Below are 14,131 nucleotides of genomic sequence, written 5' to 3' on the forward strand. Positions count from 1 at the left end.
TTACTGCAATTATTGAAGGGGGCATTGGTTGGGCCATAGGTAGGGTGGGCGACACAGCCGCTGGCTCCTTCATGCGCCGGTGGAGCGAGAGGGAAGCGAAGGCGGAGTTGATTGAAGTCATCGACAAAGCCATGGACGGCGCGGTATCCGCTGTGCCAATCCTGGCGGAAGACTTTCGCTCGGAGACTTTCGTCCATCACGTCGTCGCTCCAGCAGTAGTGCACTTCCTGCGTGACCTGACCGTCGACACCCCCGAGGCAGAGATCACCCGACGCTACATCGAGCGATTCGTGGAGCCTTTTCTGCGCGGGCGCTCACTAGAGGAGACCTTGTCGGAGTTGTTCCGTACCCGGCAGGACGAGTTGGAGCGCGCATTTTCCCTGTTTCTGACGCGCCTGCGTCCGGCCCTCTACGCATCCAAGCACTGGCGAGAACCGATCCGCGATCAAGCTCTCGAAGAGGTTCGATCCACGGTTCTCCACATCAAGAGGCAACTCACTCCGGCCACGGTTGCTAATGCGGTCGACATCGACGAGGCACGGGTCGATGCGAAGGTGGCATCCCAAGCGCTCCGGTCCTGGCCGCAGACGATCAGCGGCGAACATATCGAGCGACCCGAACTGGAGGAACTTCAGCGGCGCATTCGTGAGCACCCCTACGCTTGCACTCTGGTCATTGGCGAATCTGGCTCAGGAAAGTCGGCGCTGTTCGCTGAACTGGTCGAGCGCCTGCAATCGCAGGGGGTGGTCGTCTTCGCCATCAAGGCGGATCTTCTTCCTACCCACGTAAGAACGCTGAGTGATGTGTCGGAAGCACTGGGATTGCGTGGCCACTTGCTCGGTGAGATCGAAACTTTGGCACGGACCGCCCCGGTCGTCGTCCTGATTGACCAATTGGACGCCGTCAGCGAGGTCATGGACCGCTCCTCGGAGCGGATGCGGCTTTTGCTTCAGATCGCCCATCACTTCCAAGATAAGAAGCGCGTTGAGGGGGTTGCACCGCCTGTACACATTCTCGTTTCTTCAAGACCCTTTGAAGCGGACTACGACGCACGGTTTCAGTCCCTGGGCGCCAAGGCTGTCCAGTTGGCGTTGCCCAGCCAAGAACAGGTCCACACACTTCTGCAGCGTCTGCACATTTCCGTGAAGGAGATCCCAGAAGCATTGAGCGAAACGCTGCGACGTCCCTTTGCCTTGCGCGTTTTCGTTGACATTCTCCGTCGGGGCGTTCCTGGCCGCGAACTGATCGCCTCGCAGCTGCTCAACACCTGGCTGACATCCGCGGACCTTGGCGACTCCATCATTCGGCGAGAGGTGCTCAATTTCTTGGAAAAGCTGGCCTCCGACATGACAGAGAGTGAGTCCCTATGGCGGCCTGCAGATGCCTACGAAATCCAGGATCCCCAAGCGGTCCGGGCCGCTGTGGCGTCCGGGATCGTCGTGAGACAGAACGGCTTGGTGGGCTTCAGCCACCAAGCTTGGCTGGATGATTTTCAGGCCAAGAATTTTTCAACCGGCCAATCGCTGGCGAGCTATGCCTGGCAGCGACAGGACGGACTTTTCGCACGGGCTACTGTGCTGCGGGGTTTGCAGCGCCTGAGGGCGTTTGATCTATCCGCCTATGAACAGGCGATCGACGCGCTGATGGGAAGCGTCAAAACGCGGCGGCACCTTCGCCATCTCGTTGTGGACATGATGGCCGGGCAACAGCGACCATCCGCACGCGAGCGTGGCTGGCTGCAGCATCTCGTACGCAGCGATGCGCCATTGGCACGCCGAGCCCTCGCGCGAATCACTGCACATTGGACGGATTGGCGCGAGCATCTTCTCCCGTTAGTGCCTGACATCATGAGCGATGCGGATCTACGATGGAGCGCCGTCCAATTATTGGTTGCGGAAGCTCTACTCGATGTCAATTTCGTGGTTCAGTCGATCGCGGTGCATTGGGGTGTGCCCGAACGCGATCTCGAGGCGTTCGAAGTTTTTTCCAGATCGGGCCAATGGTCTTCTGCAGTTTTCGAGCGCCTCCAGCTGGTGTTCGCGCGGCAGAAAATCGACGGCTACATGATCGTTGGCTATGCGGAAAATCTGGGCGACGACCGTGCCGCAGACCTGTTCAAGCTTCACCTTGATCACGTGGATGTCAGCGACGAAGACCGATTGCAATTTCACGGCGTGGGAAAGCTCACGGAACGATCAGTACGAGCCTATGCGAACACCCTCCTGTCATGGTTCGTGCAGGTGGCAAGCCGAGACGCACATGGATCACGGGGCCTGCTGGATGCCTATCCGTCCTCGACAAGTCTGCCCTACTGGTGGAATCACGAGCACGCGGAGGACGGTATCTTCGGGATCACGAAGTCCGTGCTCCTTGCCTGCGCTAACGAGCACCCGCATGATTTCCTGCGCCTGATCGAGACGTTTGCCGAAGTCGAGATAGCGGAAGTGCAAGCGTTGATTGCTGAAGGCCTCGCCGCCGGAAGCATGACGCTGGCAAGCGAAGGTGTCGAGTACTTGCTGAAGGACTCGCGACGGCTGCACGTCGGTATGGCCTTCCTTCAAGACGCTGACGGCGTGGATCATCTGGTAGATGGGTGGTCGACGCAGGTACTTCTGCGCGCCATCGTCCCGCAGCTCGGCGCAGAGCAACTTGAACGTCTTCGGACCAACATCAATTCCTGGGACCCATACCTGCATGAGGCGCGGGAAGACTCCGATGCGCCAACGAGACGCCAACGTCGCATTTGGGCTCAGGAGAAGCGGTTCCAGTTGCTGGGACTATTGCCTGCACAGCTTCTGGAGCCACGCCAGTACCGGCAGATTCAGGAATGGCGTGCCACGCAGCCAGATCTCCGCGACGGTCGCGGCCCGACAATGGCATCTATTGTTGGATCACCAATGTCCGAGCAGCAGATGGGCAATGCCTCCGACGATGACGTGTTCAGGATGATCGATGAGGTTGCGGACGACACCGATCGTCGGCCAGGGCGCCGCGGGTTGCGCCGCGACGGAGGTACGGTGGAGTTAGCGCGCGCCTTCGCGGCATTTGGCAAGACTCATTCGGACCGCGCTTTGCGCATCGCGGAGACCCGCTTTCTGCTCGGTCGGCACGAAAACGCTGCGGGCGAGTTGCTTCGTGTCGTTGCAGAGGATTCGAATGTAGATGCGCAGCGTGTTCGTGCCCTTGTCTGGAAATGGCATCGAGACGGCTTTTCCAGCAAGGCCTGGAGAAGGGACGCGGCCTGGGCCTTGCAGCGCTTAGCGGAACGTGACGCGGGCCTGATTGACGAGGATGTCGCGTTGCTGGAGTCGTGGATCATCAACGACCTGCAGCGGACCAACGAACGGATCGCGGCAAGGCTCGACTTGGAACAGCGCAATCGCGCAGCGAACAGTCATCACAAGACTGACGCAGCACCAATCGTGTTCCGTCGAGTTCCAGGAGGCATGCGCATCCTTCCGCAAGACAACTTTACCTTGCTTGCAGCGATGGCGGCCGGCTTGCTGAACCGCACGGAGCCGGACAAGGACGGATGGTTGTCTGCCTTGGAACGGCATTTGAATCGCTCCGAAGACCCTGCGATCTGGACAGCCTTGTTAGTTTTTCGCGGTCAACCGTTGTTTTGGGCGGACCGTCCGCGGACGATACGACTCGTACAAGCGATCTGGGAACGATTCCCGGACGCGTTCGCTGACAAGTATGTTGCGAACTTCCTGTGGCGCAACCGCGAACTGGTAGCTGGCGAGGTCATGAAAGCGGTACGGGATCGTTGGTTGGAAGGCGACCGCGCCGGAAACCGGCAAGCCGCAGGCGAGCTCCTGATGGCGACAGTGCTCCTTGACCCCGAGGACAAGGCCCCATCCACGCAGCTGGAGCCGATTCTGGCGGGGCCGGATACCCCGGAACGTCTAGGCGCACTCTTCACCGCGTCCACCGTTTGGCACGAGGACTCTCGTGCGCTGCGGCAAGCGGCGCACCGTGTGTTGATGCGTTTCGCGCCACAGGCCGACGGCCCCGACGCATTGGCGATTGCCGGTGCAGTGTCTCATCGGGATTCGCTGCCGGCAGACGCATTGACAAAAGAGATGTTGGGCGCTATTTCCAGCAATCCCGCGGTGCTGCGTGTTTGTCTCAGCAGGAGCTTCACGCGTGACTTACAGGAACTGCTTCTGAGCCCAGGTTTCGAGGAACTGGTTCTCGATGTAGCAGAACGCTGTACGGAACTCATGTTCGCGAAGGATGAGTCGCGCGTGCGGATGCCGTACGGCGAGAGCTTCGTATCCATTGCCGTCGCGCTCCAACGGTCCAATGATCCGCTTCGCGGCCGAGCAATGGATCTATACGAACGCTTGTTGGATGGGGCAGCGTATGGGGCGGAAGAGGCGGCTACAGCTTCGCTTGCGCGTACCTAGTTGAGTATGAGGAGCTCGGTCGTGCCTTTGGCCTGGTACGTGGTGCGGGCATCAGGGCCTTGGAGAGGTGGCGGCCCGGCCGATTCTCCAACTGCACCTTGATAGCCCGCAAGCCTTGCGCGAGCCGATGGCGACAGTAGACATTGCGGATGCCCTTTCCATTGGTATGGCGAAAATCTGCGATGGATTTGAAGTCAGGAATGGGCTGGCCATCGCGCGCCACAGTAACATCGATGGCTTCGCGAAACGAACCCAAGAGCGGTAAGGGAGGCAGATGCTGCTGGTCTCGCGCACATGCGTGCATCAATCCGACACCAAAGATGGTCCCATTGATCCGACGCCGTTGAGTGAAACGCGTGCTTTGACGGCGTACGTGCTGCTGAGCGATCCCGGTTTGGGCAAGAGCGAAGCCTTCAAACACGAAGCCGATGTTGGAGGCGGCCTTCTCGTCAGCGCTGGCGATTTTCTAGCGCTAGATCATCCCGAGTTGAAGGACTTGGCGACACCGGTGTTTATCGACGGTCTTGACGAAACACGGGCAGGCACCGTCGACGGCCGAGTTCCCCTGGACAATATCCGCAGGAAACTGAAGCAGCTGGGATGCCGCAGATTCCGCCTTTCATGCCGTGCTACCGACTGGCTGGGAAACCCGGATGCTTCCAAACTCCAGTCGCTTCTCCCCGCAGGCGAACAAGTCCAAGTGTTCACCCTGCAACCGTTGACGCTCATTGACGTTGCCGAAATTCTTCCCGCCAACCACGGTGTCTCTGATCCCCAGGCTTTTATCACCTCGGCCGAACAGCACGGGCTGACAGACCTCCTGTTCAACCCGCAGACCCTGGGCATGCTGGCCACGGCAGTCGGCCCGGGCAACACCTGGCCCGAAACTCGACTGGCCGTCTATCAGATGGCGTGCGACCGGCTCGTGCAGGAACACAACGAGGAGCACATCGCCGCTACCCGGAAGACGGCGCCGGATGAAGGTCGGCTTCAAAAGGCCGCCGGTTATCTTTGTGCCATTCAATTGATCGCCGACCTCGCCGGATTCACGCACTCGCAAAACCCTCCAGAGCGGGTGATCAGGCTGAACACCGTGCCCAACCCCGAGGGGCTTCCACTGGACGAAGCGTTGGCCAGTCGCCTATTCAAATCGGTCGGGCGCGATCTGTTCGCTCCTGTTCACAGGACTGTGGCGGAATTCCTCACTGCCCGCTGCTTGACTGACCGCCTGCAGGAGAAACTCACACTGCGGCGTGTGCTAGCACTGATCTGCGGCTCAGACGGTGGAATCGTTAGCAGCATGCGCGGATTGTCCGGCTGGCTGGCCTCGATGTCCGCTGCGGCGCGGGGCACATTCACCCAACTCGATTCGCTTGGTGTTCTCCTATATGGCGACGCGAGAAACTTCTCAGTCGCCGAAAAGTCAGCACTTATGGCTAGGCTTGGCGGTGACATCGCGGTTTCAGCGTCCTTCCGTTGGTACGAACGGGGAGGCCAGCCGTTTGCAGCCTTGGTCACGCCGGAAATGCTGCCGGTGGTTAACTTGTGGGTGGCCGATGCCGATCGAACCGAGAACCATCAGCTCGTCGTGCTCGCCCTACTGGAAGGACTACGCCACGCGTTGCCTGACGCCTTTGCGACGCATCCCCTGCTGTCCATGGTCCGGGATGCTTCTCGATGGCCAGCCGTGCGCGGGCGTGCATTGAAGATCTATTTAGATAGGGTTGATGTAAACGATCTCTCTCTGCGCGCCTTACTGGACGACATCGGCTCTGGCTTGGTGTCGGACAGCGACGACGAACTCCTTGGCGCCCTACTGAAGGCGATGTATCCGCGAGCGCTTTCGTCCGCGGATCTTCCGGCCTTCCTTCACTCGCCGAAAAGAGCAACCTTAATCGGTAGCTACACGATGTTCTGGCGGCGCGATCTCAACCAGCTCGATGCCGCGAAAGCCCAAGCCCTGCTGGACGCGTTCGCCGCACGAACAGAACTTCACAAAGGGGACAGACTGCGCGAGTACGCGAAGGCCGTCAGCGGCCTGCTGACCCGCGTGCTGAAGCATGGCGCGGATCAAGTTCTGGACGAGCGCCTGCTGAACTGGCTGGACGCAGCTTGCGGCAAGCACGCGGAGAGCTTGCTCGAGAACGACGACAAACCGCTGGTCCAGCAGTGGCTGCAATCCCGCCCGCAACGTTACTTCTCGCTGCTGGATCTCGCCTTGGCACGGTACGTGGGAAGGGAAAATCGGATGTGGTCGGCCAAGGCTCGTTTGCACGGGGCCAAGGCGCCGGCAAACGAGGCGACGTGGTGGCTCGCCAAGGCCCAGGCGATGGCCGAGGAGGTTCAGGCAAAGGAGTACTTTGTCCAGGCACTCAATGCCATTCCTAACGAGCCCGAACCCGGACTCGAGGAAATACTGATCGCGTGCGAAAGCCTCGCAGCGTTTCGGGGGTGGCAGGAGTCGCTCGCCGGCAGGCTCACCAGCAGCTTCGAGCATTGGCAGTGGAAACTGGATGAAGCCACAACCCGGCAGGAACGAGAACGCGAGTCCGCCAAACGGCGCGACTCCTATCGCGCGCGGCTAGCTGATTTCGCGCTGCCGCTGGTGCCGCTCGACATCCTGAATCTCGTGGCCGAGCTGTATGAACACAAGCATTACGAGATCAGCGGCGACACGCCCCACGAAAGGCTCACAAGCCTGTTCGCAAGCGACGAAGAACTCGTCCAGGCCGCGCTTGCGGCGCTACGCAAGACGATCGCACGAAAAGACCTGCCGTCTGTGAAAGAAACCTTGGCGGCCATCGCCGAGGACAAGGTGATGGTGCTGAACGCCCCAGCGCTGATCAGCCTGGAGCTGGCCTACCTCCAGGATCATGCCTTTCTTGACTCGCTATCCGACACTCGCCTCGTTGCCGCACTGGTGGCCCACTTGGTGCATTCGGTCGAGGACCATGAGACCTGGGTGGCTGCTGCCGTCGCATCCCGGCCGAAATGCATGGCTGATGCCCTGACTTTCTACTTCACGGCCGCGATGCAATGGGAGACCCGAAGCCCACATGCCACACATCTGTTTCGCGAACAGGCATATGCCGAAGTGACAAGGACGTGCTTACTGCCGCTCTTGGCGCAATTCCCCTTGCGTGCACGCCCCAATCTTCGCAGTGCACTCACGGACATGCTTCACTCGGCACTGACGCTTCCTGTACACAATCAGCTACTGCCTCTCATCCAAATCCGCGTCCAAGCGCCTAAAGTGGACGGGCCGCAGCGCGCATGCTGGCTGGCCGCAGGCTTGCTTCTGGACCCGGATCACTATTTGCAGCTAGCGGGCCGCTACTTGCAACGCCGCGCTCCGGCTGTCCGACATTTCGCCGAATTCCTTCACCACCTCCATGAGGCTGGTGGCGACGGAATTCTGTACCCATCGAACGTGCTGGGATTGCTGATCGAGCATCTTGCCGCCGGTTGCGCGCCCACGCGGCTCGCCGGCTCCGGTTGGGTTACCCCTGAGATGAACCGCGCCGATCTAGTCAAACACTTCATCAACGACTTGGCGGGCAGACCTGATACCGAGAGCACCGAGCAACTCAAACGCCTCGAAAGCCTGCCTGCTCTTATTGAATGGGGAGCAAAGCTACGGGAGGCTCGCGCCGCCCAACGCGTCGTCTGTCGCGATGCAACGTACAAGCGGCCCAGCTGGCCGCAGGTCTGCACGGCTCTGCAGCAGGGCGCACCTTCCAACCCGGCCGAGATCGCGGCCGTCGTGAACGACACGATTGAAGACCTAGAAGAACAAGTCCGCCGCAGCGACCTGAATCTAAACCTTGCCTACTGGAACGCTGATCACCACAAGAAGGCCACCAATCCGAGACATGAAGAGCTTTGCCGCAATACGTTCGCAGACCAACTGCGCGTTCGGCTGGCGCGCTTCGAGGTCGACTGCCTGCCCGAGACCCACCACGTCGACGGCAAGCGTTCTGACGCATGGTGCACCATCGGCTCGCTGGGTGGCGTGCCCATCGAAATCAAGCACGATCGCAACAAGGATCTATGGACGGCCACCCGGGCACAGCTGATGGCGCGCTATGCGGCCGATCCCCGGGCCAAGGGCTACGGCATCTACGTCGTGCTCTGGCTCGGCGAGACCAAGCGAATTCCACTGCCCTCGACGGGAGTGCGACCGCAGACGCCCGAAGAACTACAGGCCATGCTGGAGGCGGGTTTGTCGGACGAAGAGAAGCGATCGATCACGATTCACGTGCTCGATTGTTCGGTGCGTAGCGGGAAATCCGGCACGGCCGCATCACTTGTTTAGAAGACCCAAAGGTGCTCCTTAGCCGTCTCGCATTCGGTCGAGCCAGTGTCGAGGAATCTGTCGACTAGTTGACGGAATCGATATCCGTCATTTCCTAGCGTGCAGAGATGGTCTCACCGCGACTAATAGCTGTTGATTCGCCAAGGCGACCCCGATCGCTCCGCGTCTTCGGATCAAAGGACCAAATGGCCGCCTCAGCGAGGCTAGGCGGTGCTCAAACACCGGCTCCCACGCCACCAAGCTGACCTCCATACCGTCATCGAGTACGAACGTCGTACCCCGACCCGAATGGCGGCTTCGCAGCGATTGCGACCGTCCGGAGTCCGCCAGCGAAAGGCTGCTCCGCCCTGCAACGCAGCCGTTGCAGCTAAACGCTTTGCACGCGCCCGGCGAAAGGGAAGCGCGATAGATACTTTTTAAGGTGGATGACGGTCTGCTCGGGGTAGTGCACGCAGAGCGAGGATTTCCATCCTTGCTACAAACAACCTCAACGATTCACTCAGCTCTTTGTCCGCGACGCCAGTTGGCGCGCAAGCGCATCGTGAGCCCGCGTTGCAGCTTGCCCATCCACCTTCGTGGCCAATACCTTCGTTAACTGATCCAGCTGGCCCGCCGTGATGCCCACATTCATGCTGAAGCCCATGTGTGCCTGCAGTTGCGCGTCAGCCCCCGGCAACGCCGACAACATCCCGACGGTTGCGAGTTCGCGACTTTGCCAATCGAAGTTATCGCGCTCAAAGATGGCACCAAACAGATGGCTCTTCAGGTACTGATCCACCACTGGCGCGAAGTCATAGATGGCGCCCTTTGCGGGACCGCCCAGCAGCTTGGTCTGGTTCGCGGTGCCTGCCGCGAGCAGCGCTTCGCCGGTTGGAATGGGCCTTCCAGGCAGCTGCCCTTGTGCATCCTGTATGCCGCGTTGCTTGCGTGCTTCGACGACCTTCATCAGTTCGTTCAAAGCGTTCAAGCTGCGCGGAAATCCTGCGTAGGCGTAGAGCTGGATGAGCACTTCCTTCGCATCGTTGACGGTCAATCCGGCGTCCAGGCCCTGATTGAGCGCGGTAGCGAGCCGGGCCATGTCACCAGAAGCGCCGAACGCCGCGATCGGAACGATGGCCTGCTGGCGCATGGAGAGGGTATCGGACGCAGACTCCCGCTGCGTCGCCGCTGAGGTCTGTCCATGCGAGGGCGCATGCTCCATCATGGCCACAGCGCCGATTGCCAGGCCGAGGGCAAGCTTCGAGAAGCGCTTAACGTGTTGTGTACTGTTCATCGCTGACTTTCTCCATCCATTCGACGTTCTTTCCATCGAGCATTCCTGTCACCGCAAGATGTGTCATCGCCACTGCAGGCGATGCACCGTGCCAATGCTTCACACCCGGCGGGCACCAGACGACATCCCCGGCTCGTAGTTCCTGAACGGGCTTGCCCCACTCCTGTGTGCGCCCTACACCTGAAATGACGACCAGCCGCTGTCCGGCAGGATGGGTGTGCCACGCAGAACGTGCACCCGGCTCAAAAGTAACGTAGCCGCCGCTTGCGGTAATCCCGCTGGTGGCGGGCCAGAGCTGATCGACCCTGACGCGACCGGTGAAGGCCGCCTCAGGACCAGCCACGGATGGCGTGGTTCCCGCGCGAAAAATCTGCTGGGCTGTGATGGGCACGGCGGGTTCCACGGCGTAAGCCGCGCAGGCCTGCGCCATCCAAAGACATGCGCCCAAGGCGCGAAGATGGTGGTTCAAATGGGACTCCTTGTTGATCTGAAACCAGCTCAAAGAAATAGCTCAGCCATGCGTTGTGGCAGTGGCCGCCGGGCCTGCGAAATACTCTGCATCGGTAACGTGCGTCAGCCATTCAACGTTCTTGCCGTCGAGCGCTTCCTGCACGGCAATGTGCGTCATCGCAGTTGTGGCGGTCGCGCCGTGCCAGTGCTTGTGGCCGGGCGGGCACCAGATGACATCTCCCGCACGAATCTCGACGATCGGCTCGCCTTCGCATTGGGTCCACCCGCAGCCCGCTGTGACGATCAGTGTCTGGCCCAGTGGATGGGTATGCCAAGCTGAACGCGCACCGGGCTCGAAGGTGACGCTGGCGCACGACGTGCGCGCAGGCGGCGGCGGGTTGTTCAGCAAGTCGATGCGGACGGAGCCAGTGAAGCATTCAGCAGGGCCCTTGGCGGATGCTCGAGTGCCGGGACGGATGAGTTTCATAGGAGGTGCCTTTGCATTCGCCCCACTGTATTTCTGCGCCGGTTTTCTGAGAAGACTGCAAAATCAGCATGCACCTGTGCAAAACAATCACCAATGGCCAAAGAAAACCTGAACGATCTGCAAGCATTTGTGGTGGTCGCTCGCGAGCGGAGTTTCACCCGAGCGGCAGCGCAAATTGGTCTTTCGCGCTCGGCGTTGAGCCACGCGATGTTGGGGCTGGAAGCGCGGCTGGGCGTGCGGCTTCTAACGCGAACCACCCGAAGCGTTTCGACCACGGAAGCCGGCGCGCGTCTGCTCGACACGGTGGCGCCGCGTCTGCAGGAGATCGAGGCCGAACTAGGTCAGCTCAGCGCGATGCGCGACAAACCGGCCGGCACGGTGCGCATCACCGCACACGACCACGCCATCGGCACCGCGCTCTGGCCTCGCTTGATGCCCTTGCTCAAGCAGTACCCCGACATCCAGATTGAGTTCAGCGTCGACTACGGCTTCACCGACATCGAGGCGCAGCGCTTCGACGCCGGCGTGCGAGTCGGCGACCGCATCGACAAGGACATGGTGGCCGTGCGAATTTCGCCCGACATGCGGATGTCGGTGGCTGCCTCCCCTGAGTACTTGGCAGGCAAGACATCGCCGAAGACGCCGCAGGACCTGACCGAACACCGGTGCGTGAACCTGCGCCTGTCGACGCGCGGCAACCTGTACGCGTGGGATTTCGAGAAGGGTAGAAAGTCGGTCAACGTAAAGGTCGACGGGCAGACCATCTTCAACAGCACGGCCCTGATGCTGCAGGCAGCGCTCGACGGCCTGGGCTTTGCCTATGTTCCTTACGACCTGATGAAGCCACACATTGATGCAGGCCGACTGATTCCGGTGCTGGAAGATTGGTGGCCGACCTTTCCGGGCTATCACCTCTACTATGCGAACCGGCGCCAGATCGCGCCGGCGTTGGCGCTGGTGATCGAGGCGCTCAGGTATCGCAAACCCGAGCGAACTGCTTTTACCGCGAAGCGCTGAAGCGCAATGCCTTTACCACCAGCGAAAAGGCCGGCGACGGCTGCCGCTTGCTGGGGTAGTACAGGTGGTAGCCGGCGAACTTGGGGCACCAGTCCTGCAACACGCGAACCAGCCGCCCCGAGTCGATGTGCGCCATCAGCTCGTCTTCCGGCAGCAGCGAGATGCCGAGCCCGGCCAGCGATGCGTCGATCTGCGGAGGCGCGGTGTTGAAGATCAGCGGCCCATCCACGCGGACGTTGACCTTTCGGCCACGCTTCTCGAAGTCCCACACATAGAGTCCGCCCGATGTTGGCATGCGCTGGTTGATGCAGGCGTGCTTCGTCAGATCGGCCGGCGTCTTGGGGATGGAATGGACGGCGAAGTATTCGGGCGATGCCACCACCGCCATCTGCAACGGTGGCCCGATCGGCACCGCGATCATGTCGTTGTCGATCGTGTTGCCCATGCGCACGCCCGCATCGAAGCGATCGGCCACGATGTCCCGAAAGCTGTAGTTCATGTCGAACTCCAGCTTGATCTCCGGGTACTCGCGCAGCAGCGGCGTGAGCTTGGGCAGCAGCACCGTGTGCAGCACGTTGTCGCCGCAGGTGATGCGCACGGTGCCGGCGGGCTTGTCGCGCAATTCGGTAAGCGCGTCGAGTTCGGCCTCGATCTCGTCGAAGCGGTGGCCGATCGCCTTCATGAGTCGCTCTCCAGCCGATGTAGGTGCGACGCTGCGTGTGGTGCGTGTGAGCAGGCGGATCTGCAGGCCTTCTTCCAGGCCGCGGATCGCCTGGCTGAGCGCCGATTGCGTAACGCCCAATGTGCCGGCCGCTTTGGTGAAGCTGCCTTCGCGGGCCACCGTCACAAAGGCCAGGAGGTCGTTGAGATTGCGTCTTGGCATGTTGGTCTTCGCGAGGCGTGCACTGATTAGTGAGGGTAATAAATGTATTAAGCATTCATTACCTAGTCAATTTCCTCGTCGATCGGCAGACTTGCCGTAAAGGAACATCGACCATGAAAACCCAAACAGACACCCCTTCCGATCGCCGCGAATTTTTGAAGATGGCTGGCACCGGCGCCGCTGCCGCCGGCATGTTGTCGACGACTGGCGCCACATTGGCAGCGGCGCCGAAGAAGAGGACCCGGTTGTCAAACGGCGCAGACAATTTCTACACGAGCGACGAAGTCACCGTGCAAAAGGTCAGCTTCAAGAACCAGTACCAGATGACCATCGCAGGAAACCTCTTCCTTCCCAAAAAGCTGGACCGCAAGAAGCGCAGCCCGGCGATCGTCGTCGGTCATCCCATGGGGGCGGTGAAGGAGCAGAGCGCGAACCTGTACGCGACCAAGATGGCGGAACAGGGCTTCGTGACGATTTCGCTGGACCTCGCGTTCTGGGGCGGCAGTGACGGACAGCCGCGCAATGCAGTCTCGCCCGACATGTATGCCGAGAGCTTCAGCGCTGCAGTCGATTACCTTGGCAGCCAGGCGCTCGTCGACAGGCAGCAGATCGGCGCCATCGGCGTGTGCGGCAGCGGCAGCTTCGTCATCAGTGCAGCCAAGATCGATCCGCGGATGAAGGCCATCGCTACGGTGAGCATGTACGACATGGGCTCGGCCAACCGCGATGCGCTGAACCACTCGCAGACGGTCGCTCAGCGCAAGCAGATCATCGCTGCGGCCGCCGAGCAACGGCAGGCGGAGTTCAACGGCGGCGCTGTCCAATACACCGGCGGAACGGTGCTCGCGCTGGCAGCCGACACGCATCCCATCCAACGCGAGTTCTTCGATTTTTATCGCACGCCGCGCGGCGAGTTCACCCCCAAGGGCGCATCGGCGCGCACCACCACGATGCCGACGTTGACCAGCAACGTGAAGTTCATGAACTTCTACCCGTTCAACGACATCGAGACGATCTCGCCTCGGCCGATGCTGTTCATCACTGGTGACCAGGCGCATTCCAGGGAGTTCAGCGAAGACGCCTACAAGCGCGCCGCCGAACCGAAGGAACTGCTCATCGTTCCGGGCGCCGGCCATGTGGATCTGTACGACCGCGTCACGCTGATCCCTTTCGACAAGCTGACCTCGTTCTTCAACAAGCACCTCGTTGGGGCGAGCGCCTGATGACGGCACAAGCCATTGGTGCGTCGGCCGGCAGCGCCGTTTTGGACGAACGAAGCGAAGCGCAGCCAGCC

The 14,131-nt window shown here is 60.8% G+C and carries 8 protein-coding genes; 4 read left to right on the top strand and 4 right to left on the bottom strand.

Annotated features, from left to right (window positions below; genetic code table 11):
- Positions 1-107: 107 nt before the first annotated feature.
- Positions 108-4,412: an AAA family ATPase gene (locus tag AC3WQR_RS05195; RefSeq protein WP_492741325.1), complete on the top strand. Its 4,305-nt coding sequence runs from the start codon at positions 108-110 to the stop codon at positions 4,410-4,412.
- A gap of 274 nt (positions 4,413-4,686) precedes the next feature.
- A complete protein-coding gene (locus AC3WQR_RS05200) occupies positions 4,687-8,727 on the top strand; it encodes an NACHT domain-containing protein (protein ID WP_492741326.1) in 4,041 nt (1,346 codons plus the stop codon).
- Positions 8,728-9,226: 499 nt separating this feature from the next.
- Here AC3WQR_RS05200 and AC3WQR_RS05205 read toward each other — a convergent pair whose 3' ends face one another.
- From AC3WQR_RS05205 to AC3WQR_RS05215, 3 genes are all read right to left on the bottom strand, one after another.
- A complete protein-coding gene (locus tag AC3WQR_RS05205) occupies positions 9,227-9,928 on the bottom strand; it encodes a carboxymuconolactone decarboxylase family protein (RefSeq protein WP_492741355.1) in 702 nt (233 codons plus the stop codon).
- 49 nt (positions 9,929-9,977) lie between these two features.
- Positions 9,978-10,430, bottom strand: coding sequence for a (R)-mandelonitrile lyase (locus AC3WQR_RS05210; protein WP_395322655.1), 453 nt, complete (start codon positions 10,428-10,430; stop codon positions 9,978-9,980).
- Between the two features lie 81 nt (positions 10,431-10,511).
- Positions 10,512-10,937 carry a (R)-mandelonitrile lyase gene (locus tag AC3WQR_RS05215; protein ID WP_395322577.1) on the bottom strand — a complete coding sequence of 142 codons (426 nt, stop codon included), beginning with the start codon at positions 10,935-10,937 and terminating at the stop codon, positions 10,512-10,514.
- A 93-nt stretch (positions 10,938-11,030) separates the two neighbouring features.
- On the opposite strand from AC3WQR_RS05215, the gene AC3WQR_RS05220 reads away from it, so the two are divergent.
- The gene (locus AC3WQR_RS05220) at positions 11,031-11,954 is read left to right on the top strand and encodes a LysR family transcriptional regulator (protein ID WP_492741327.1); all 924 of its coding nucleotides are present in this window, start codon (positions 11,031-11,033) and stop codon (positions 11,952-11,954) included.
- Here the strand turns inward: AC3WQR_RS05220 and AC3WQR_RS05225 are convergent.
- The gene (locus AC3WQR_RS05225) at positions 11,938-12,837 is read right to left on the bottom strand and encodes a LysR family transcriptional regulator (protein ID WP_395322581.1); all 900 of its coding nucleotides are present in this window, start codon (positions 12,835-12,837) and stop codon (positions 11,938-11,940) included. The genes AC3WQR_RS05220 and AC3WQR_RS05225 overlap by 17 nt on opposite strands.
- 191 nt (positions 12,838-13,028) lie before the next feature.
- On the opposite strand from AC3WQR_RS05225, the gene AC3WQR_RS05230 reads away from it, so the two are divergent.
- Positions 13,029-14,060, top strand: coding sequence for an alpha/beta hydrolase (locus tag AC3WQR_RS05230; RefSeq protein WP_492741356.1), 1,032 nt, complete (start codon positions 13,029-13,031; stop codon positions 14,058-14,060).
- Positions 14,061-14,131: the final 71 nt, after the last annotated feature.

The sequence above is a fragment of the Variovorax sp. FW305-3-2-15-B-LB1 genome (genome assembly GCF_058787635.1).

Bases quoted from the DNA above. Each gene is read 5' to 3' on its own strand.
- AC3WQR_RS05200 (WP_492741326.1), top strand. From the start codon at position 4,687: ATGCTGCTGGTCTCGCGCACATGCGTGCATCAATCCGACACCAAAGAT.
- AC3WQR_RS05230 (WP_492741356.1), top strand. From the start codon at position 13,029: ATGTTGTCGACGACTGGCGCCACATTGGCAGCGGCGCCGAAGAAGAGG.
- AC3WQR_RS05205 (WP_492741355.1), bottom strand. From the start codon at position 9,928: ATGGAGCATGCGCCCTCGCATGGACAGACCTCAGCGGCGACGCAGCGG.
- AC3WQR_RS05210 (WP_395322655.1), bottom strand. From the start codon at position 10,430: ATGGCGCAGGCCTGCGCGGCTTACGCCGTGGAACCCGCCGTGCCCATC.
- AC3WQR_RS05225 (WP_395322581.1), bottom strand. From the start codon at position 12,837: ATGCCAAGACGCAATCTCAACGACCTCCTGGCCTTTGTGACGGTGGCC.
- AC3WQR_RS05215 (WP_395322577.1), bottom strand. From the start codon at position 10,937: ATGAAACTCATCCGTCCCGGCACTCGAGCATCCGCCAAGGGCCCTGCT.
- AC3WQR_RS05220 (WP_492741327.1), top strand. From the start codon at position 11,031: ATGGCCAAAGAAAACCTGAACGATCTGCAAGCATTTGTGGTGGTCGCT.